This window comes from Pseudomonas brassicacearum (assembly GCF_918698105.1).
Lineage (GTDB): Bacteria > Pseudomonadota > Gammaproteobacteria > Pseudomonadales > Pseudomonadaceae > Aquipseudomonas > Aquipseudomonas brassicacearum_F.
Genome location: NZ_CAKKMI010000017.1, coordinates 63767 through 85434, shown reverse-complemented (window position 1 = coordinate 85434; position 21668 = coordinate 63767). Strand labels below are relative to the sequence as shown.

Genomic DNA, 21668 nt, shown 5'->3' with positions numbered 1-21668 from the left:
ATCAGCTTTCCGGGGGCGTGATGGGCGCGTCACTGGCTTCAGCCGCCAGTTTCAGTCGGTCGGCTTTGCTGATGTATTGAGGCTTGTTTTTGGGGGCCAGCTTGGCACTGGCTTTTTTGGCGTTCGCCTTCAATAACTGGTTTATTTTCTTGCGGCGATTCATTTCGTTCTGCTCAGCATGTCAATTTCCGGATGGTATCAGCTTTCCGTTTTCGCTGGATTTTTCCTGACGTCGGTAATGGGTTTCACGCGGTGCTCGAAAATGATCGAGTCATTTGGGTCTCCAACCGGATCGCCGGAGTTTGAAGGTAAAAAAGCTTCTTGAAATGTCGGTCTTCAGACTGCCTTAAGACTTCGCCTGCAAGTTGGCAGCATCGGTTCCCAGCGACCGGATCGGGGCTGGCGAATGAGTCGGCAGTCCTTCAGACCTTCACGAGGCGCGTTATGACCCGCGATATTGCCGTAAACCGTTATGGAAAACTGTCGATGACCCTGCACTGGTTGATGCTGGCGCTGTTCGTCGGTGTGTATGCCTGCATCGAGATCAAGGGTTTGTTGCCCCGTGGCAGCACCGGGCGAAGCCTGTTCCTGGGGTTGCACGGGCTCTTCGGGCTGAGCATTTTTGCACTGGTTTGGGTCCGCCTGTTCGGGCGCCTGACACCGCGCCCGCCGGTCACACCCGCGCCGCCGGCCTGGCAGACGGGTATTTCCCACCTGATGCATGCGGCCCTGTATGGCCTGATGATCGCGACACCGGTGCTGGCCTGGTTGATGCTGGCCGCCGGCGGTAAGCCCGTGCCGTATTTCGGGTTCTTCTTGCCGGCCCCCGTGGCGGTGGATCCCGATTTGGCCAAACAGCTCAAGTATTGGCACGAATTGCTCGGCAGCAGCGGCTACTGGTTGATCGGCCTGCATGCGGCGGCGGGTTTGTTCCATCATTACTGGGTGGGTGACAACACCCTGGCTCGGATGCTGCCGGGGCGAAACCGCTCTTGATGGACGAGTTCTGCTTGGTAGCAAGCGGATCGCGCGTCATTGGCAGTAGTTGCCATTCGGCCGAACGCTACCTCGCATAGTACTTATCCCAAAGTTTGTTCCGGAATCGTTTGTCCGGATCGAACCGTGCCTTGAGTGCGAACAACCGTTGTGCGCCAGGGTAGGCACGCGAGAATTGCTGTCGCGTTGCATGCGATTGATAGGGCAGGTAGTAAGTGCCCCCGAACGCCAGGGCAATATCGATCAGCTCGCGTGTCCATGCGCCGACCTTCTCGCGGTCGGCCACGCCAACGCGTTGCCAGTAATAAAGTACGAATGAAAAGACTTCCTCCCGTGCCCAGGACAGGCACGAATGAGGGGCGGACGGCGAGTGTCGGATGGAGATGTTGATCGCATCAACGTCATGGGCTTTCAATAGATTGGCCATTTGCATGGCAAACGCGTTGAAATGGGCGACCGGTACGAAATATTCCTGCAACGCATAGGTGCTGTTGTGGGTAGCGATCGGTCCGAGCGAGGCGACGTCCCTGCTGGCCTCGTAATTGCGACGTACCACTGGGTGACTGAGGTAACGCAATGGATCGACCACATCCTTGCGAATCAGCGGGCCACCGGGGAGTCTGGCCACGCCCCACATGATGGTTTGATCCAGTGTGTACGATTGCCCCGGTGCGACCAGCCGATCTTCGACAGTCAGCTCTTTTTCCGTGGTGCACCAGGTGATGGCGGTGGCTTGGTCGAAGTGGGGCGGCGCCAGGTCGGCGTTGTGCAGGATTGCCTGGTCGTTTCCGCGGATCCGGTCATTGAAGAACCTGGGGTAATCGGCAACCGGCATAGGGTGTACTTGGCGCTCCATCGTGACGTTGGGTACCAGGTCCAGTTCGATCTCGGTGATGACCCCCATCGCGCCATAGCTACCGATGGCTGCGTGAAACAGATCGGTATTTTCAAAGCGAGAGGCTTCCACTACGGAGCCGTCGGCGAGCACCAGTTGCAGGGCGCGTACCGAGTTGCTCATCGGCCCGGCACCCACGTAACGCCCATGAGCATTGACTGACAGCGCCCCGCCGACGGTGAAGTTGGCATAGCTCTGCATGATCTTTACCGAAAGATCGTCCGGGTCGATGACGGTCTGCAGGTCGCGCCAGCGCATGCCTGACTGTACGCGTATGACCTTGTGCTCAGGCGAATAGCGGATGACTTGATTGAACTGACGCATATCGAGGTGCAGGCTGTCTTCGGTGGCAATCTGTCCGCCCATGCTGTAGCGGCCACCACCGATGCTCACCGGGCCCGTCCATAGGACCAATGCCTGGCGGATCTCATCGGTGGTGCGCGGAGCGAGCAGGCGATTCACCCAGACCGGGTTGAGCCATGTCATATCGTTGACCAGGACGCCCGAAGAGGCCGCCCATGACGACCAGGGCGACAGTACGCCGAAGGCAATCGCGGTCATGCCAGCCTGAAGCAGGCTGCGCCGGGTGAGACAGGGCGACGGTCCTGGAAGGGTAGGCGCTCGCGCGTCGTTGATCATGCAGCACCACTCAATCGGGAATCGAAAACCACGCGTACGTGCGGACTTCGAAGTAGGCTGGCCGGAGTGACAGTACGACGTCGCCACGGAATTCGACCGAAGTACCACAGCCGCCAGAAAGCGAGATTCGGATTGGCGTTATCGTGCAGCAAGGTCGCAAATGTCTCCACTTCGCCGAGCTGGATGTTCGTCGCTTCACCAATAACCTCACGAACGAAGCGAGAACAGAACTGGCGCCGCGAACTTATGTTGAAGCCTGTGTCATAGAACGTACCTAAGCGATGACCAGCGGCGTTCTGAAGTGCCGTGCGTTGTGTGTCCGTGAGGGGTAAAGCGAGCCTCGCGACGGTGCAGCGTCCATGCTCGGAGCGTTTGAGAAACTGGGTCAGCGAGGTGGTTCGCGCCAGCGGAAATGTACTTTCCGCAATCAACGGTTCATCGCCAAGGTCGTCAACCACCACACCCACATGGTTCGTCCATGAGTTCGTCGCATTGGCGACCTCCAGGAACGGGCGGGCGGTGACGCGGATGAACACAATATCTCCAATCTGCAAATCGCCTGTTGGTGGTCCGCCGGGTGTTGGGGGAACGTGCACTACGGTTTTGATAGACATGCTGACCTCTCGGCTCCTCTGAGCCTCAAGCATCCGAGGAGGTGGCGAAATACGCAACGTTTTAGTTAGTATTTCGCTAAGCTGATACCTCTAGTATCGGATATCAATACTTATGACCCAGATTACTCAACTCATCTTCACCCTGAAACAACGCCTCAAGGCCGCCGGCATGACCTATCGCGACGTAGCTCAAGCGCTCGACCTGTCGGAGCCCAGCGTGAAGCGCCTGCTGGCCAGCGGTCGCCTGACGCTCGAACGCCTTGCCCAATTCTGTGAGTTGCTGGGCCTGACGATGGCGGAATTGCTTCAGGAGGCAGAGCGATCGACCCCACGCCTGCAAACGCTGACACGTGAACAGGAAGCGCAGCTGGTCTCCAACGAAAAGTTGTTGCTGGTGGCGGTGTGTGCACTCAATCACTGGTCGCTGGAAGACATCGTGTCCGCCTACTGCGTGTCAAAAGCCGAGTGCATCAAGCATTTGCTGGTGTTGGAGCGGATGGGCCTGGCGGATCTGAAGCCGGGCAATCGCATCAGGTTGCTGGTTGCGCGGGATTTCGATTGGCTGCCGGACGGCCCTATCCGAGGGTTCTTCCTGCGACAGGGCCTGCCGGATTTCATGGCGAGCCGATTCGACGTCCCCGATGAAACCCTGCACTTTGCCCATGGCATGCTGACCAAGCCCGCTTACGCCCAGTTGCAAGTCGAAATTCACAAGTTGCGCAGCAAACTGGCGGCGCTTCACAACGAATCGTTGAGCGCGCCGCTGTCCGAAAAACGTGGGACTGGGCTGTTGCTGGCGATGCGGGTTTGGGAGCCGCAGGTGTTCAGGAAGCTTAAGCGGGGGTAGACCGATAGGTCATTTCGGCGTGGGTATTCTGGTCTGGATGTGTTGCTTTTGTGGCGAGGCGGGAGTCCTATTTTCTTGGAGATCTATGGACTGGTAAGAACTGCTGCATTGAAACCGTGCGCTCAAATACCTCTAAAGAAACGTTACGGCTCGGGGCAAGCCGTAACGTTTAGTAATTCACATGCTAGCCCTTATGAGAACCTCGATATCCACCAAGTGATATAGGTTTCAAGGTGATTGTTTGACCATGATATGTATTTCAATCCTTGGTAGTTGGTCAGGTGTTTTACAGTCAGTGTCTCGGATTTACTTGCTGGATGTCTTTCGAATACAGTGTCTGATGCTTTCGGAAAGTAGGAAATGGCAAATAATCGTCCATTTACAAAGCTGAATTGCGCAGGGCCAGTATTGTTGTCTATTTTGTAATTTGGTACTTCAAATATTTTTAAAGAGAATTTTTTTCGCAGAAGGCCGCTGTGTTTTTCTGAACTTTCTAGAATTGCAGGTTTATAACCTTCCGTCTCAAGAGAATTCAATGTCTGATCAACAAGGCTGCAGCTATTTAAGTTGTTTATTAGCAGAGGTGGAGAGCCTTCGCAAACACGGTCAATGTTCAGAGGTTCTTGGTATCTGAGTCCAATGGCAGCAAAAATCACAGTCACCAGAGCAATCAGTGCTGCTGTTTTTTTCGATAGTTTAAGAGTGGTATTAATAGTGTGCACCTTCAGAGCTTGCCTCTGTCCTTAAAATTCCATTGTTAAGAAGTGTCATGCAGCTTTGGGGGCAGTTTTCAGGAGGGTTTTTGCCCTTGGCTGCGCATATGCCTGCTTGGTTGTTAAAGTCATCCATGGCTCTTTCGCTGGGATTTTGCCCGAAATTTGATATTTCATTTGCCCAGCCTGCTAACTGACTTACTGTTTCTCCCCAATTCGATGAGGCGATCATGCAGGATGCAACACAATGTCTATACGCATCTTGAGGCCCATTGTGCATGCCAGGTAATTTTACTATTTTGCGCTTCGGTTTCAGCTTTTGCGGACCACTCAAAAATAGATTCCAAGCCTAATGGGTCAACGTGTTTTAGCGGGTTACCATTACATAACTGTAGGTGTTCAGCCCACCCGCCAAACCAATCGGATAGCTCTGCATGTAGCGTCCAGTTTTCGGGTCGTAATCACGAAAATAGTTATAGTGGAGTCCAGTCTCGACATCGTAGTACTGACCGGGAAAGCGCAGGTTGATTTCCAGTTGTCCGCTGGCTTCCTTTGTACCAAATGCATCGGAAACCCACTCCCATATCTTGGTTCGCGCCGCGTTCGTTGCGATTCGCGGTGTGTTGAGGTGGTCGCTATGGAGGTAGAATGCGGCGCTGTTTGCTGGCGCGCCCGTTGCACCGTAGCTCACACTGATCCCGCCCAAGGGCACCCCTTCGAGCCAGATATAAAACTGACTTCTCAGCTTCTTGCCTTGGTTATCGAATACGTGCTCGCCAAGAAGTTCGCCACTCAACCCGTAGATAAATGTTGTAGTGCCTTGAGAGGTGATTTTTTTGGTTCGTTGGCCGAAAGCGTTGTAGCGGAACCGAGCCTTGACAGCACCCTTGATTTTCACTTCGCTCAGGCGATTCTGCTCGTCGTAGGAAAACTGACGATGGGCGCGGTCTGCCGTCAGGTTGCCAGCCGCGTCGAAGTCTACCGAGTGGGTGCCTGCCTGCGTCAACCGATTGTTGCTCGCCCCATACTGATAAGACGTGCCAGCGGTGACACGCAACTCGCTGTCAATCAACGTGCTGAGCGCTTTTCGGGTGCGGTTACCCGCGGGATCATAAACGTAATTCATCCGGTTGAAAGCAGTAGATTCTCCTACCAGGCGATCCAGCGGGTCATAGCTGTAGCCATGGTTGTCGACTGAGTCGCGTTGCATTTGAGTCATGTTTCCCAGGCCGTCGTATTGATATTGAGTGGTTACACCACGTGGGTCACGGACTTGCGTGAGGTTATCTTGAACGTCGTACTCAAGTTGAGTGATGCCACTGAGCGGGTCAGTATTCGTCACCAATCGGTTCAGTGAGTCAAAGGCCCGTTGATGACTGTGATTGCGGGGATTGGTCAGCGCGATCGGATTATCGTTGAGGTCGTACTGTGTCAGGCTTGTCTGGCCGGCCGCACCCACTGAGCGCAGCAAGCGACCCAGTTCGTCATATACCCATTGATGTTGTTTGGTCAGATGAGCGGTTAAGCGTTACGGCTTGGTGCAAGCCGTAACGCTAGGAAACTGATAGGTGGGGCATCAAGTTTAAATTATTATTTCCAATTTTTCCTTGTGCTCACTCTGGCTTTTTCATGGTTCCAACGGCTCCCACTATCCAAACATTTAACTATTTCAATCTGTTCGAGTAATTAGTATGAGAAATAATGGTTTCATTTGTTTAATGTCTGTCGTTTAGTCCGTTTGGCTTGAAGGGGGAGCGCAAAGCCGTTTCGATGCAATGAGCGTCGCAAAGCTATATTCTTGTCGCAGGTTGCTGGTTTTTACATTAAATTAAGTGCCGCATTTGGCTGCAATCCGCTGCCGCCAAGTTATAGAGAATGTGTAGAAGCCTATGTCGGGGTTGAACTCAACCCCTGCACGCAATACCCCCTTGCAGTACTCACTGATGAGACCACTACCATCTATACGACTCCATCCAGTTGACTCGAGACCTGATTTGTAATAATCGAAAATTTGGCTTTGAGTCAGCGCGGTCTTATATCGTTTTGAAACTATTGCTGTGCTCATCTTGTGATTGCTCCATTCGTTTATGAGTACAGCACCACTAGGAGGGCGTACTTTCTCAACTTCACGAATAAGGACTGAAATCCCCACGTAGCTATTTTTTTGCTCTCTTTGACTTGTAGCCCAGTAAAAAATAGTGGATAGGATAATCAAGGCAAGAATGGCCTTGGCCGACAGAATGAGGTGGTTTGCTTTGTGCTTCATTATTTGTTTATCTGGCTGTTAACTGACCCAGGAGTTGCCGCACCACCACCAATCCCAACTCCGACATTTACTGCTGCGCCGGCAGCGTTTCCAGCAAAAGCACCGCCAAAACCGTAGTAATAGCTAGCCGATGCTCCATGGCCAGTCAAATAGTCATTCAGCTGAGGTTTTGATGGCATGAGCGGGGATAGAAGAAAACCAGCTGATGCATTTATGCCAAACCCACTGCTCGGGTATCCGCGTGTAATACCGCAGCCACAAAATCCGTCACCATATCTGGTGTAAGTCACGCTGCATGTCATCATATAAACACTTGCCTCGGCAGAGACATAATCTGGCGCATAAAAATTCTGCCATGTTGAGGCTCCCCTTGCTTGTGCAGCCTGAACTGTGGGTGAACTCATAGTAGATTGCGCTTTCCCGTAGTTAGAAAGTTGATCCGCACTCATACCGCCGACTCCTGGGAATGCTGATTGCAGCCCCCAGAAATCGAACTTGGAAATTGGGTTCCCCTCTACGTACCCATAGGTATTAAGGCCACCATTGAGCCCAATCGGATCACTCTGCATGTAGCGTCCAGTTTTCGGGTCGTAATCACGAAAATAGTTATAGTGGAGTCCAGTCTCGACATCGTAGTACTGACCGGGAAATCGCAGGTTGATTTCCAGTTGTCCGCTGGCTTCCTTTGTACCAAATGCATCGGAAACCCACTCCCATATCTTGGTTCGCGCCGCGTTCGTTGCGATTCGCGGTGTGTTGAGGTGGTCGCTATGGAGGTAGAATGCGGCGCTGTTTGCTGGCGCGCCCGTTGCACCGTAGCTCACACTGATCCCGCCCAAGGGCACCCCTTCGAGCCAGATGTAAAACTGACTTCTCAGCTTCTTGCCTTGGTTATCGAATACGTGCTCGCCAAGAAGTTCACCACTCAACCCGTAGATAAATGTTGTAGTGCCTTGAGAGGTGATTTTTTTGGTTCGTTGGCCGAAAGCGTTGTAGCGGAACCGAGCCTTGACAGCACCCTTGATTTTCACTTCGCTCAGGCGATTCTGCTCGTCGTAGGAAAACTGACGATGGGCGCGGTCTGCCGTCAGGTTGCCAGCCGCGTCGAAGTCTACCGAGTGGGTGCCTGCCTGCGTCAACCGATTGTTGCTCGCCCCATACTGATAAGACGTGCCAGCGGTGACACGCAACTCGCTGTCAATCAACGTGCTGAGCGCTTTTCGGGTGCGGTTACCCGCGGGATCATAAACGTAAGTCATCCGGTTGAAAGCAGTAGATTCTCCTACCAGGCGATCCAGCGGGTCATAGCTGTAGCCATGGTTGTCGACTGAGTCGCGTTGCATTTGAGTCATGTTTCCCTGGCCGTCGTAGGTATAGGCGTTGCTCTGGCCTGCAACGGTTTGAGCGGTCAGCCGGTAGTCCAGATCGAAGGTACGTTGAAGCGTAGTCCCGTTGGCCCAGGTCAGGTTTTTAAGCGGACCGAAAGGTTGATACGTGATGTTGCTGGCGAACGCGGTCGGCTGCCCCGTGCCCTGCCGAATTTGTACTTGGCTGATTTGTCCTGTGGTGTTGCGCAAGTAGACGATGCTGAAACCTGTTGGATAATCGATCCTGCTCAACCGATTGGCGACATCGTATCCATAGCCGATTTGTTCTGGTTGAGTCGCTGTGTTTGCGGGCGCTGTTTGCCGCTGGGTCGTAACGTTGCCTTGGGCGTCGTAGGTGTAATTCAGCACCCCGGTGATGTCCTCCAAGGCGGTCAGTCGGCTCATGCCTTTGTTACCTGCGGCAATCGAATCGTAGTGGAACTGAACGTCCAGTGCCGGGTTCGTCGGATAGCGGCGGGCGGTCAAGCGATTGAGCGCATCGTAGGTAAAAGTCGTGACCACACCACGCGCGTCCACCTGTTGCGTTACGTTGCCTGCGGCATCGTACTGGTAGTCAGTGGCGCCGCTATCAGGGCTGTTCAACCGCGTCAGGTTTCCCAGGCCGTCGTATTGATATTGAGTGGTTGCACCACGTGGGTCGCGGACTTGCGTGAGGTTGTCTTGAGTGTCGTACTCAAGTTGAGTAATGCCATTAAGCGGGTCAGTATTCGTCACCAATCGGTTCAGTGAGTCAAAGGCCCGTTGATGGCTGTAATTGCGGGGATTGGTCAGCTCGATTGGATTATCGTTGAGGTCGTACTGTGTCTGGCTTGTCTGGCCGGCCGCACCCACTGAGCGTAGCAAACGTCCCAGTTCGTCATACACCCATTGATGTTGTTTGGTCAGATGACCGGTTTTGTCCTTGATCCGTACCGCAGTGCGGTTTCCCATCGGGTCGAGATCAAATTCGATCTGTTCCCCTGCGTTATTGGTCACTCGAATGAGCCGCCTTGCGTCGTCCCAGGTGAAAGTCGACCAACTATTGTCTGCGCGAATGATTTCGGTGATGTCGCCCACGGCGTTGTGTTCAAGGCGAACTGTGCCGGTAGCGGTACTCAGCGATTTCACCCAGCCTTGTGACGCATAGGTCAGGTTTGTAATAACCCCATTGGGATCGACAACTGTCTCAGGGTTGCCGGCGACGTCAAAGTTGGAAAATGTGGTGGTGTGCCCGAGCGCGTTGATAATGCGTGCCAGATGTCCTTTGGCATCGTATTCATAGCGTGTAATGTCACTTACATCTGTTCGGGGCCCATCTGACGACTCCAACTGCCCCTGGGTATTATAGGTGAACGACCAGCCACGTTCAGCAGCTTGGCAAAGAGGAAGGGTGGTAATGGTTCCGCCCAAAGCGAGGGCGAGCAGAGCAACCTTGCATGTCAATGTGTTCATATTCAGATCCTTCTGAATTAACGTGAAATGATTGTTTTACTGAGCTGGCGCCCTTGAATGTCGTAGGTGTATTGAATGGAGCGATCCGGTTCGTTGATGCGCACTGGGGAATACAGCGTCGGGTGCCATTCGGTGGTGGTCGTTCTCGCTTGAGAAGTGCCGCTCGCTTCCGTGCGAGAGGTTTCCAGGCCTCGGTCGTTGTAGAGATAGGTGGTTATATTGCCGTTGTTGTCTGTTTTTGTTGTCAGCAGACCGCGGGCGTCGTAAGTGAAACTTGAGTTGCTATCGGGACAGTTGGCCGATGGAAACCCTGTAATGGACTTGATGCGTTTGATGTTTTGAATCAATTCAAATTGATAGTGCGTCTGCTTGCCCAACGCGTTAGTGACCGTGGACGATCCATCGCTGTTGTAGCTGACCAGGACTTTTTCAGCTCCAGCAGCGTGCTCACCTGAAATGGCGCGTCCTTGTTCATCATAGGTCCATGTGGCGTAACGCACCCCGCGTTCATCGATAATGCCGGTCAGCAGTCTGCTGTCGTTGGGGTCTTGATAGAGGTATTGTTTGTTTTTAGTGTGGTTTGGATGGTTTTTGGTCATCGAAGTAAGTTGTTTGTAATCATTATAGGTGTAGCTAATGTTTATGTTGTCCGCTGTGACGGTAAGAGGTTGCTTCTTTACGTCCTCGGTAAACGTTAAGGTATTGCCAAAGCCATCAGTGACAGTTGCAACGGTATTTAAGTATGTGATGTTTAATGCGATCCCTGATTTGATAAGCGCTATGAGCCTTCCGTCGCTATCAAACTCAAGCACCTGGTTGTTGGAGGCACGATAGCTCCAGCGGTCTGACAGGCGGGTGAGCTTGCCTGTTTCTGGTGGCTTACCCTTATACGACGCACCTTCCTTTTCGAAATAGGAGCGATTTCCATTATGATGAATAAACGTGATCAGGTTCTCTTCGAAACTTAGCCAGGATGAATAACCATGTCGCCATGCTCCATCGGCGCTTCTGTAGGACTTTGAAAACTCGAGTGGATTTAAAGCTGAATGTGAGTTCGAAATAGAGTAGTCATTTTCGAGTTGTATTTTATAGCCTGTTGCGAAATTTATCGGATTTCCCGTGAGACTTGAAGGGCAGCTGTTGTCCACCCCTTGGGCTTCGCATTGTTCGGTAAAGTTATTAAAAGTTTTCCCGCCTTCGCATGAGTTGCCATGCCTGTATATCGATATGGCTAGATTGTCATCGGGGACGTTGCCATAGAAAAGGTTACAGGTCCATTGATTTTCCCTTGAGGTGGGAGTGGCAGAGCCGTATTCATATATTTCGTAGTCAGTGTTTTCGTGCAGAAATCGACAGGCTAGTTCCGGAGATAGATGATTTTTCTGTGGTCCGTGCCAATCCCAAGCTTCCGGTTGAATGTGCCAATAATATTCCTCTGCTGTTGTGTTAAAACAGGTGGCAAGCAGTGAGAGTGACAGAGAGTATGAGGCGAGTATTTTGGGTGACATTGGGCGTCCTTGCGGTTTTTAGGTTTTAAACTCCCTTAATGATCTCTCGGTGCGGCGCTGTGAAAACGATACATATATATTGTGTTTGTAACCTTGTGTTGTGATCCAGCAAAGCACTCGCCACGCTGGCAGTCAGGAAAACGGCCAGTAGCCACCGATCGCCGTGCGTCGCCTACAATCACTTGTGTATTTGACTTCCCGCGGACGCAGGACAACTTTTCACGCCAAGTCGCTTTCAGAACACGTTTCGTCGTCCATGTGCAATCGCCAACCCCCGGGAGTGGCAAGCTGTGAGGATGCCCCGGACCAAGTGCGCCAAAGACACTGGCCGGAGAGCGAGAATGGCGATCGGATGTGCCACGCTACCGTGACGTGGGTCGGTCGCCGCAGCCAAGACTCCGGACGGCTGCCGCTATGCGGCGGTGGCGTTCGAGATGCCGAGGTACGTTTATGCCCGATGAGACGCTTCACCTGCCTTTGATCCATAGCGTGCTTGCGCGCGAAAAGGACACCCCCGGTGCCTTGCTGCCTATTCTCCATGCCATCCAGGCAGGCTGCGGGTATGTCCCCGACAGCGCCGTCCCGGAGATCGCCCACGCCCTGAACCTCAGCCAGGCTGAAGTGCGCGGGGTCATCAGCTTCTACCACGATTTCCGCACCACACCGCCGGCGCGCCATACGCTGCGCCTGTGCCGGGCCGAGTCCTGCAAAAGCATGGGCGCCGAGACCCTGGCGGCGCAGTTGCGCGAGCAACTGGCGCTGGACGATCACGGCACCAGCGCCGATGGAAGCATCAGCCTGCGGCCGGTCTATTGCCTGGGTGCCTGCGTCTGCTCGCCGGCCTTGGAGCTGGACGGGGAGCTGCATGCGCGGATCACGCCCGAGCGTCTGCGTCAGTTGGTCAATGATTGCATGGAGGAGGGCGCATGCTGACGCTCTGTGTCCCCCGCGATTCGGTAGCCCGTGCCGTGGGCGCGGACAAGGTGGCCGATGCGTTGGCCCTTGAGGCTGAGCGTCGACAGTTGCCGTTGACGGTGTTGCGCACCAGTTCCCGTGGCCTCTATTGGCTGGAGCCGCTGGTGGAGCTTGAAAGCGCCGGCGTCCGGCTGGGCTTTGGCCCTGTCACACCGGCCGATGTGCCGGGTTTGCTGGATGCGCTGGCAGGCGATCCCGGCAGCCATCCGCTGGCCCTGGGGCCGGTGGAGGAGATTCCCTATCTCAAGAGCCAACAGCGTCTGTTGTTCGCGCGCGCCGGCATCACGCAACCGCTGTCCCTGGATGACTATCGTGCCCGGGGCGGCTTCCTGGGCCTGGCCCGGTCCCTCCAGATGGATGGCGCAGAGGTGGTCGCCAGCGTGTTGGACTCCGGCCTGCGTGGCCGGGGTGGCGCGGCGTTCCCGGCGGGCATCAAGTGGCGCACCGTGCGTGATGCCGTGGGTGCGCAGAAGTATGTGGTGTGTAACGCCGATGAAGGCGACTCCGGTACGTTTGCCGACCGCATGCTGATGGAGGGTGACCCCTTCCTGCTGATCGAAGGCATGATCATCGCCGGCATCGCCGTCGGCGCGACGATGGGCTACATCTATGTGCGTTCGGAATACCCAGCCGCCATCAGTACGCTGAACGAAGCGCTGCGCATTGCGCGCGAAGCCGGCTATCTGGGGGCGAGCGTGAGCGGTAGCGGCTGCGCCTTCGACATTGAGGTGCGTGTCGGGGCCGGCGCCTATATCTGTGGCGAAGAAACGGCACTGCTGGAATCCCTCGAGGGCAAGCGCGGTACGGTTCGCGCCAAGCCGCCACTGCCAGCGATTCAAGGCCTGTTCGGGCTGCCGACCCTGGTGCACAACGTGGTGACCCTGGCCTCGGTGCCGATCATCCTGGAGAAGGGCGCGCAGTTCTATCGCGACTTCGGCATGGGCCGCTCCCTGGGCACGATGCCGTTCCAACTGGCCGGCAATGTCCGTCACGGTGGCCTGGTGGAGCGCGCCTTCGGCCTGAGCCTGCGTGAACTGGTGGAAGGCTATGGCGGCGGTACTGCAAGCGGTCGATCCCTGAAGGCCGCGCAAGTGGGCGGGCCGTTGGGTGCCTGGGTGCCGCCTGCGCAATTCGATACGCCGCTGGACTACGAAGCGTTCGCCGCCATGGGCGCGATGCTCGGCCACGGTGGCGTGGTGGTTGCCGACGACAGCCTGGACATGGCCCAGATGGCGCGGTTCGCCTTGCAGTTCTGCGCCGAGGAATCCTGCGGCAAGTGCACGCCGTGCCGGATCGGCTCCACCCGCGGGGTGGAAGTGGTGGATCGCTTGATCGCCAGCACTGAAACCGCTGCTCGTCAGGAACAGGCCCTGCTGTTGCAGGATCTGTGCGATACCCTGCAATACGGTTCGCTCTGTGCCCTCGGTGGGATGACGTCCTACCCTGTCGCCAGCGCCCTCAAGCATTTCCCCGCCGACTTCGGTCTGGCGACCACGGAGGCCGACCAATGATCACTATCTTCGACCCCAGCAGCGATATCGACCTGGGCACCCCGGCGCGCGAAAGCGACGTGCAGGTCAGCCTGACCATCGACGGGCGCGAAATCAGCGTCGCCTCCGGCACCTCGGTCATGCGTGCCGCCGCCTTGCTCGGCACCACCATCCCCAAACTCTGCGCCACCGACAGCCTGGAAGCCTTCGGCTCCTGCCGCATGTGCCTGGTAGAGATCGACGGCATGCGCGGTTATCCGGCGTCCTGCACCACGCCGGTAACCGAGGGCATGGTGGTGCGCACCCAGACCTCCAAACTCGCCGATTTGCGCCGCAACGTGATGGAGCTGTACATCTCCGACCACCCGCTGGACTGCCTGACATGTGCAGCCAACGGCAACTGTGAATTGCAGACCGTGGCGGGGCAGGTGGGCTTGCGCGAAGTGCGCTATGGCTACGACGGCGCCAATCACCTGGATGAAGCCAAGGACGTTTCCAACCCCTATTTCGAGTACGACCCGAGCAAGTGCATCGTCTGCAACCGCTGCGTGCGTGCCTGCGAGGAAATCCAGGGGACCTTCGCCCTGACGATCACCGGACGCGGTTTTGACTCTCGAGTGGCGGCGGCCGGCGGTGACAACTTCCTCGATTCCGAATGCGTGTCCTGCGGCGCCTGCGTGCAGGCATGCCCGACGGCTACCCTGATCGACAAGAGCGTCGTGGAGATCGGCCAGCCGGAGCGCAGCGTCATCACCACGTGCGCCTACTGCGGCGTGGGTTGCTCGTTCCGCGCCGAGATGAAAGGCGAACAACTGGTGCGCATGGTCCCGGACAAGAACGGCCAGGCCAACCACGGCCACTCCTGCGTCAAGGGCCGTTTCGCCTGGGGCTACGCCACGCACCCGGACCGCATCACCAAGCCGATGATCCGCAAGCACATCAACGATCCGTGGCAGGAAGTCAGTTGGGACGAGGCGGTCACCTACGCCGCCAGCGAATTGCGCCGGATCCAGCTCAAGTACGGGCGCGACTCCATCGGCGGCATCACCTCCAGCCGCTGCACCAACGAAGAAACCTACCTGGTGCAAAAACTGGTGCGCACCGCGTTTGGCAACAACAACGTCGACACCTGTGCTCGTGTTTGCCATTCGCCTACCGGTTACGGCCTCAAGCAGACCTTGGGCGAATCCGCCGGCACCCAGAATTTCGACTCGGTGATGAAGGCCGACGTCATCCTGGTGATGGGCGCCAACCCGACTGACGCGCACCCGGTGTTCGGCTCCCAGCTCAAGCGTCGCCTGCGCCAGGGCGCACGGTTGATCGTCATCGACCCACGGCGCATCGACCTGGTGGATTCGCCTCATGCCCGCGCCGAGCTGCACTTGCAACTGCGTCCGGGCACCAACGTGGCAATGCTCAATGCGTTGGGTCATGTGATTGCCACCGAAGGCTTGATTGACCAGCCTTTTGTCGAGGCACGCTGCGAGGCGGCGGACTTCGCCCGCTGGCGCGATTTCGTCAGCCTGCCGGAAAACTCTCCTGAGGTCCTGGGCCCGGTGTGCGGCGTGCCTGCCGAGCAGATCCGCGCCGCCGCACGGCTCTACGCCACCGGAGGCAACGCGGCCATCTACTACGGCCTCGGCGTCACCGAGCACAGCCAGGGCAGCACCTCGGTCATGGGCATCGCCAACCTGGCCATGGCCACCGGCAACATCGGTCGCGAAGGCGTCGGGGTGAACCCGCTGCGTGGGCAGAACAACGTCCAGGGCTCCTGCGACATGGGCTCGTTCCCCCACGAGCTGCCGGGTTATCGGCACATTTCCAACGAGGCGGTACGCGCCGAGTTCGAGCAGGCGTGGAACGTCACCTTGCAACCCGACCCGGGCCTGCGCATTCCCAACATGTTCGAGGCGGCCCTGGACGGCACCTTCAAGGCGCTTTACTGCCAGGGTGAGGACATTGCCCAGAGCGACCCCAACACGCAGCATGTGACGGCCGCGTTGTCTGCGTTGGAATGTGTGATCGTCCAGGACATCTTTCTCAACGAGACGGCCAAGTTCGCCCACGTGTTCCTGCCGGGCAGCTCGTTCCTGGAGAAGGACGGCACCTTCACCAACGCCGAACGCCGCATCTCCCGCGTTCGCAAGGTGATGGACCCGCTGGCCGGCAAGGCCGACTGGGAAGCCACCATCGCCCTGGCCGACGCCCTGGGCTACAAGATGCACTACAACCATCCTTCGGAAATCATGGATGAAATCGCCCGCCTGACGCCAACGTTCACCCGCGTCAGCTACGCCGAACTGGATCGTCACGGCAGCCTGCAATGGCCTTGCAACGATGCCGCACCGGACGGCACGCCGACCATGCACATCGACCAGTTCGTGCGCGGCAAAGGGCGCTTCATGCTCACCGGCTACGTGCCCACCGAGGAAAAGGTCAACAGCCGCTATCCACTGCTGCTGACCACCGGACGTATCCTCAGCCAGTACAACGTCGGCGCCCAGACCCGGCGCACCGACAACGTGGCCTGGCACGAGGAGGACCGGTTGGAGATTCACCCAACCGACGCCGAGAACCGCGGGATCGTCGACGAAGACTGGGTGGGTATCGGCAGTCGTGCCGGGCAAACGGTGCTGCGTGCGAAGGTGACCGAGCGGGTGGCACCGGGCGTGGTCTACACCACGTTCCACTTCCCTGAATCGGGCGCCAACGTGATCACCACCGACAACTCCGACTGGGCCACCAACTGCCCGGAATACAAGGTGACGGCGGTCGAGATCGTGCGGGTCAGCCAGCCTTCGGAATGGCAGAAGCGCTACCAGGCGTTCAGTGATGAACAGGGACGCTTGCTCAGGGAACGTCGCCATGCCGAGAAAGCCGAGGTGCGTCGATGAGCTCTGACAGCTTGATCAAGATGGCCAACCAGATTGCCCAGTACTTCGCCAGCGAGCCGGATCACACATTGGCGGTGAATGGCGTGCGCCAGCACATCAAGAGCTTCTGGACGCCGGGCATGCGCCGTGATTTGGCGGCCTGGCAAACGAAACATCCTGATGCTGTCTTGCACCCGTTGGTGTTGGCGGCGCTGACGGAGCCACAGGTAAGCGCCTAGTGAGCCACGGGGGCACGCGCCCCCGTGGCGAGATAGAGTGGCGGCTCAGGTTTCGGATTGATGAGCCGTCCACTGTTTCATCTCTTCAGCAATGAAGTGAGTCACCAGGTCGCGGTACATCTTCTCGATGGCATCCGGGCTCAAGCCTTCGACCTCGGCCCACTCGCGCCGTGTTGCCAACATCGCCTTGAAGCGTTCCGGTGCCTGCACCGAAGATGCGGAGGTCTTGAATTTCGAGGCCGCGAGCACGTATTGATAGCGCTTGCCCAGCAGCGTGATGACCGCCTTGTCGAGGGCATCGATTTCGCGTCGGATGTCCTCCATGTTTGCGCATTGCGAGGGTTGCAACGGGTCCATGCTGTGAGCTCCGCTTGTTGAACAAGATCGGCCCAATGTGAGCCGATCTTCTGATGGAGTTTAGAAGCACCAGTCCTCAGCGCGAACGACACGACAGAAGGCGCCGGCCAGGGTTGCGTTGTGATGGGCGACGATCATTTCCGCCTTCAATTCAGGCGTGTCGGAGCAGGTATGACCGTCGGCGATCAGGACCGTGTCGAACCCCAGGTCCCGAGCGGCTCGGCAGGTGCTGTCGATACAATACTGGGTTTTCATACCGGTGATGACCAGGCCTTCAGCATCGCAAGCCTTTAGCCGCTCTGCCAGGCCTGTCTGGGTGAAGGCGTTGGGGCGGTTTTTTTCGAAGATGACTTCGTCACCCTCCAACTGCAGTTCCTGCACCAGTTGCGTCAGCGGGCTTGCAGGCTCGATGGGCGAGCCGGGCGGGCCTACGTGGCGAGCCAGGAAAACCGGTGCGCCAGCCTTCCGGGCCTTGAGCAGCAAGCCATTCAACGTGTCCAGCAACGCTTCGCCGGCCCAGGGTTTATCCGGGCCGTGAAACAACCCAACTTGCATATCGAGAATCAACAGAGCGTGCATGGTGCTTTCCTTGCGTTTGGGCCAGCGACGCAAGGGCAAAAGAAAAGGCCCTTACCATCACTGGCGGGCCTTTGAGATACGTGTGTTATTGACTCACGACACCTCACGACCCGCCTTGGCGGTCGTGGTTGTGGTGGACGGGGCGATCTGAGAAAGATTCATGGCCTGACAGTACCTGTAGGCAATCCAGCCTGGCAAGTCTTGCTTGCGCATGTATACGGCCCCTGTTTGGCCCAAGGGACAGGGACAGGGGCATTGTGGCGAGGGAGCTTGCTCCCACTCGGCTGCGCAGCAGTCGTAAAACCGGCTGGTGCGGTTTACCTGTTGTACTGCGGTGCCTGGTGTTGGGGTTGCTTCGCAACCCAGCGGGAGCAAGCTCCCTCGCCACAAAGGCTGGCTAGCCTTCGAGGCCGCGCTGTTCGATCACGCCGAACACATCCGCCACGTCCTGCACCAGGATCCGGGCGACGTTGGTGATGGTGTTGATGTCACTCGATGCCGAATCACGCAGGCTGCCGCACGCCACCAAAGTCAGGTAATCAAGCGTGGCGTGCAGGCGCTCGCTGGCGCAAGCGTGGAGTTCGGGGAGTGGGGCTTGGGTGTCGATCAGCAGGACGGGGTGGGTGGTGGCGGTTTGGGTCAGGGGGGTGAAGCGTTGATCCAAAGGATTCTGGCGCATAGTTACTAATTCCTCATATCAAGAAAGATAGCTACTGCAATTCGCTGCGAAACGAACGGGTGGTAGCTGCATGTGGGTTCGCAGACCGAGGATACGAGGAACTCGGCAGACCCGAAGATCTCCCACACACAGCCACCATAAGTGACGTTGAACGCCAAACGCGCCCATTGTTACTTTTATGATGCCTGGTTGCCAGCGTATCTATCGGGCTGCGAAACCCAGCCACCGGCCAAAGCCAGCGACGACCCAACTATAGAAGTCGATCCCGGCACCCACAACCGACCTGTAGGACGCCCCCGTCCCCTGTGGCGAGGGAGCTTGCTCCCGCTCGGCTGCGCAGCAGTCGTAAAACCGGTACCTGCGGAGCACCTGGCGAAAAGAGGTGCCTGGTTTGGGGCCGCTTCGCAGCCCAGCGGGAGCAAGCTCCCTCGCCACGGGAAGTAAATTCCTACGAGATATTCGGATCGTTTTTTGCCGCTACCACTGGAGTGCACGGCTTGCTGTGGTGGGAGCAAAGCTTGCTCGCGATGCAGGCACCTCGCTTCCCCGGAAAACCGCGTCGTCTTCATCGCGGGCAAGCCTTGCTCCCACAGGCGGCCTGCTTATTCAGACCTCTTGTGGTTAGGAGAAGTGAAACGTCGCACCGCTCAGCTCAGCTCAGCTGCGCAGCAGTCGTAAACCAGTTGGCATGAATTACCTGCCAATTCTGTCATCCAAAAGTTCTTCACATCTTAGCGAGGCTGAATGACAATGCTCGCTCCGCTCCGGGGTAGTTCAGCGGTAGAACACCTGGCTCTTAACCGGGTGGGCGCTGGTTCGAATCCAGCCCCCGGACCCATTCCATCGCAAGGTCATGAGGACGCATGCTCAGGGACGGTACTCGATCTGACGGAACGCCTGGCATGGGCTATGCAATCTTCCAATTGTCGAAGGCGCTGATCGCCCAGGACGCTGATCCTGAGTCAGAAAACCACGCCAAAGCGATTCAGCGGATTGCACGCTGGCAGCAGGTGTTGGCGCATGCAGTGCAGGGTACTGCGCAGTACGGATCGCGTATGCCGCTGGCGGATATTCCCGTCTGGGTGACGCTGGAGGTCGCTACTGGCGGCTTTGCCACGGGTCACCTGCTGGCGGGTGGTGACCTGAACGAGCACGAACGAGCGCTGGCCGCATCGATCCCGGGTATCCGTCCGGGCTTCGAGCGTCTGGATATCAATGCATGGTATCTGTCGGATGAAGGTCTCGAAGTATTGCGGGGATATCTGGCGAAGGGCAATTACCGAGTCAATGTTCCAGAAGAGTCCGCCCTGCTGAGTGTGGCTTGGCTGTTAGGACAACAGCAAGTGGATGAGGCCTGGGCGCTGATAGAATCGATCACACCTTTCTTCGACCGCCTGCGCTTCTTTCCAACACCCTGTGAAAAGCTGCAATTTTCTGCGGCGCAGATACATGTATTTAACGTCGATGAGATTCGGCAGCGGCTCTTGACGTTGCGCGGTCAACCACGTGTGGCGATCCAGAAACAGGTTATCGAAGTCTGCTTACCCCTGTACGACTCTGTCGTTTCCCACTTCCTTTTGACTTATCAGGACGAGTGGCCGTGTAGGGTTTATCCAGAGGGATGGCACGAGCAGGCTGCTTCGCTTTGCATTCGGTTCAATGCCGTTCGCGAAGCGCAAGGGCCCATCGTAGGCGGCTCCAAGCGACGCCTCTTGGAACTGTTTGCGTTGCTCGAACAATGCTCTGGCGATTCGAACTCGCTTACGGGACGTCAAGTCGGTCGCATTCGTCAGATTGTTGATGATTTCGTGCGCAAGCATGGTCTGCCCGACTCCAGCGCCCATCGTGAGTACCGATCAAAGCAGCGCGAGCATGTAGCGGCGCCGGGTCATCACGTCGTCGCCAAGGCTGTGGCCATGCGAATGGAGCGTTATCCGGCCAACGACGGCGTCTCGGATTTGGCTCCCTTGCTTGAGCCGATTAGCAACGAAGAAGCAAACGTATTTGCCCTGACGGACGGAGCCGATCTTCCACGGGCGATTTGCCGGCGCGTAGAGCGCTGCCGCAGCGGTACGATTGCCGAGTTGATCGATCACGGTTTGATTACTTCGGGCGACACCGTCGCGCGAGTGTTGCCAGCGATGACCGCTGAAATACGTAGCTCCGGATTTTCCGATCCCGCATTAGGTAATCTATACGCCGCTACTTATCGTGCCTTTCGCCAACGTCGCTCGTTGTTATTGCTCAACCTGCAAAGCCAGGTCAGGCTGGGTGAGTTGCCCTGGGTCGCGGCCGTCGAAGGCTATCGTCAACGTGACCCCGTCGATGCGAACATCGCCCGGCAGGCGGTTATCGAGTCGTCAGCGCTGACTCTATCTGCCTTTCCCCAGGCGATTCTTCCCAACAAGCTGCTTAAAGAACTGCGCGCCCTCGCCGAAACGGCCAGGCTGGATCTTCCATTGGTGGACGAAGTCGCTTCGGACATATTCATGGGGGAGTTTTCAAACAAGTTCATCGACGCTGCCAGGCGTGCGGCCAAGGCGCTGACAGGTACCCTGTACGCCCGTTACTACGATATTGAAACTGACATGCTGGCGACGCTTCCCGATAGACCCAAATCGAGAGCGCCCCAATCCTTCTGGCGGCGCTCGTCAACAAGGCGCGACGCTTTGACAACCTTGTGCGCGCAGCGCGCAAACGCAGAACTTGATACATGGCGTCCCTCAACCAACGGCACCATTATTGAACAGCAGCAGATATTGACCACGCAGAATCTCTCAAGCCTGTTCTGCGAGCTTGATTTGAAAACACTGTTGTATCCGCGCTTGAGCTCACTCGCCCAGGTCTGTTTTGAATGGATCTGCAGGCGTCAGCAGATGCGAATAGAGCACTATCATGGGCGCTTGATTATGCTCAAGAACACGGCATACGCCTGGCGTCAGATGATTTTTTACTTGTCGATGCTCGACGAATCCGAAATGGGTTCGGCTATCGAGGGCATCGAAGCGCATTACGCTCGGCAGCCAGGTGCTTTCCGGGAGAAATTCCTACCTGTGATGATTGGACTGCGCATGGCCGCAGCGGGTCGTCGCCTGCCGCAACATAAACTGACCGCCGAAGGTGCGCGTGTTTTTCTGGGGTGGACAACGGAGTCGCATTGGCTGCGGTAAAGATTCCAG

Annotated in this window: 19 protein-coding genes and 1 tRNA gene; 8 read left to right on the top strand and 12 right to left on the bottom strand. The window is 56.9% G+C overall.

The annotated features are described in order from the left end of the window. Position 1: 1 nt before the first annotated feature. Complete coding sequence (locus LQ215_RS09365; protein ID WP_064503197.1) at positions 2-163, bottom strand: DUF2986 domain-containing protein; 162 nt, start codon at positions 161-163, stop codon at positions 2-4. A 281-nt stretch (positions 164-444) separates the two neighbouring features. Between LQ215_RS09365 and LQ215_RS09360 the strand changes: the two genes are divergently transcribed. Next, positions 445-996 (top strand): cytochrome b, encoded by a 552-nt coding sequence (locus LQ215_RS09360; RefSeq protein WP_230149142.1) that lies wholly within the window; start codon positions 445-447, stop codon positions 994-996. Between the two features lie 67 nt (positions 997-1063). Here the strand turns inward: LQ215_RS09360 and LQ215_RS09355 are convergent, their stop codons facing one another. Further along, positions 1064-2452 (bottom strand): FAD-binding oxidoreductase, encoded by a 1389-nt coding sequence (locus LQ215_RS09355; protein WP_230149140.1) that lies wholly within the window; start codon positions 2450-2452, stop codon positions 1064-1066. A gap of 74 nt (positions 2453-2526) precedes the next feature. After that, positions 2527-3144 carry a YebB family permuted papain-like enzyme gene (locus LQ215_RS09350; RefSeq protein ID WP_230149139.1) on the bottom strand — a complete coding sequence of 206 codons (618 nt, stop codon included), beginning with the start codon at positions 3142-3144 and terminating at the stop codon, positions 2527-2529. Between the two features lie 112 nt (positions 3145-3256). On the opposite strand from LQ215_RS09350, the gene LQ215_RS09345 reads away from it, so the two are divergent. Next, positions 3257-3991 (top strand): helix-turn-helix domain-containing protein, encoded by a 735-nt coding sequence (locus LQ215_RS09345; protein ID WP_230149138.1) that lies wholly within the window; start codon positions 3257-3259, stop codon positions 3989-3991. A 191-nt stretch (positions 3992-4182) separates the two neighbouring features. Here the strand turns inward: LQ215_RS09345 and LQ215_RS09340 are convergent, their stop codons facing one another. The 6 genes from LQ215_RS09340 to LQ215_RS09320 all read right to left on the bottom strand — a co-directional run bounded on the left by LQ215_RS09340 (position 4183) and on the right by LQ215_RS09320 (position 11297). Beyond that, positions 4183-4713, bottom strand: a complete 531-nt coding sequence (locus LQ215_RS09340) for a hypothetical protein (protein WP_230149137.1) — start codon at positions 4711-4713, stop codon at positions 4183-4185. Beyond that, on the bottom strand, positions 4700-4984 hold the full coding sequence (locus LQ215_RS29745) for a DUF6973 domain-containing protein (protein WP_436839565.1): 285 nt from the start codon (positions 4982-4984) through the stop codon (positions 4700-4702). The genes LQ215_RS09340 and LQ215_RS29745 overlap by 14 nt, the downstream gene beginning before the upstream one ends. An 87-nt stretch (positions 4985-5071) precedes the next feature. After that, on the bottom strand, positions 5072-6175 hold the full coding sequence (locus tag LQ215_RS09335; RefSeq protein WP_230149135.1) for an RHS repeat domain-containing protein: 1104 nt from the start codon (positions 6173-6175) through the stop codon (positions 5072-5074). A gap of 357 nt (positions 6176-6532) precedes the next feature. Next, complete coding sequence (locus tag LQ215_RS09330; RefSeq protein WP_230149134.1) at positions 6533-6970, bottom strand: hypothetical protein; 438 nt, start codon at positions 6968-6970, stop codon at positions 6533-6535. Beyond that, entirely contained in the window at positions 6970-9789 is a 2820-nt protein-coding gene (locus tag LQ215_RS09325) for an RHS repeat domain-containing protein (protein WP_230149131.1), read from the bottom strand. Before LQ215_RS09325 ends, LQ215_RS09330 begins: the two co-directional genes overlap by 1 nt. Positions 9790-9806: 17 nt before the next feature. Next, positions 9807-11297, bottom strand: coding sequence for an RHS repeat domain-containing protein (locus LQ215_RS09320; RefSeq protein ID WP_230149129.1), 1491 nt, complete (start codon positions 11295-11297; stop codon positions 9807-9809). Positions 11298-11747: 450 nt separating this feature from the next. Between LQ215_RS09320 and LQ215_RS09315 the strand changes: the two genes are divergently transcribed. From LQ215_RS09315 to LQ215_RS09300, 4 genes are read left to right on the top strand one after another with little or no spacing between them, the layout of a single operon-like run. Next, entirely contained in the window at positions 11748-12230 is a 483-nt protein-coding gene (locus LQ215_RS09315; protein WP_003201284.1) for a formate dehydrogenase subunit gamma, read from the top strand. Continuing rightward, the gene (locus LQ215_RS09310) at positions 12224-13783 is read left to right on the top strand and encodes a formate dehydrogenase beta subunit (RefSeq protein WP_230149127.1); all 1560 of its coding nucleotides are present in this window, start codon (positions 12224-12226) and stop codon (positions 13781-13783) included. Before LQ215_RS09315 ends, LQ215_RS09310 begins: the two co-directional genes overlap by 7 nt. Next, complete coding sequence (gene fdhF, locus LQ215_RS09305) at positions 13780-16656, top strand: formate dehydrogenase subunit alpha (RefSeq protein WP_230149125.1); 2877 nt, start codon at positions 13780-13782, stop codon at positions 16654-16656. Before LQ215_RS09310 ends, fdhF begins: the two co-directional genes overlap by 4 nt. Beyond that, positions 16653-16874: a formate dehydrogenase subunit delta gene (locus tag LQ215_RS09300; RefSeq protein WP_230149123.1), complete on the top strand. Its 222-nt coding sequence runs from the start codon at positions 16653-16655 to the stop codon at positions 16872-16874. Before fdhF ends, LQ215_RS09300 begins: the two co-directional genes overlap by 4 nt. A 45-nt stretch (positions 16875-16919) precedes the next feature. On the opposite strand, the gene LQ215_RS09295 is transcribed toward LQ215_RS09300, so the two are convergent. The 3 genes from LQ215_RS09295 to LQ215_RS09285 form a co-directional block, all read right to left on the bottom strand. Next, positions 16920-17231, bottom strand: coding sequence for an isochorismate lyase (locus tag LQ215_RS09295; RefSeq protein ID WP_230149121.1), 312 nt, complete (start codon positions 17229-17231; stop codon positions 16920-16922). Between the two features lie 60 nt (positions 17232-17291). Continuing rightward, positions 17292-17810, bottom strand: a complete 519-nt coding sequence (locus LQ215_RS09290) for an isochorismatase family protein (RefSeq protein ID WP_230149119.1) — start codon at positions 17808-17810, stop codon at positions 17292-17294. 397 nt (positions 17811-18207) lie between these two features. Continuing rightward, entirely contained in the window at positions 18208-18489 is a 282-nt protein-coding gene (locus LQ215_RS09285; RefSeq protein ID WP_230149117.1) for a fructose-bisphosphate aldolase, read from the bottom strand. Between the two features lie 763 nt (positions 18490-19252). Between LQ215_RS09285 and LQ215_RS09280 the strand changes: the two genes are divergently transcribed. Beyond that, a tRNA-Lys gene (locus LQ215_RS09280) sits at positions 19253-19327 on the top strand. Between the two features lie 64 nt (positions 19328-19391). Beyond that, complete coding sequence (locus LQ215_RS09275; protein ID WP_230149115.1) at positions 19392-21659, top strand: hypothetical protein; 2268 nt, start codon at positions 19392-19394, stop codon at positions 21657-21659. Positions 21660-21668: the final 9 nt, after the last annotated feature.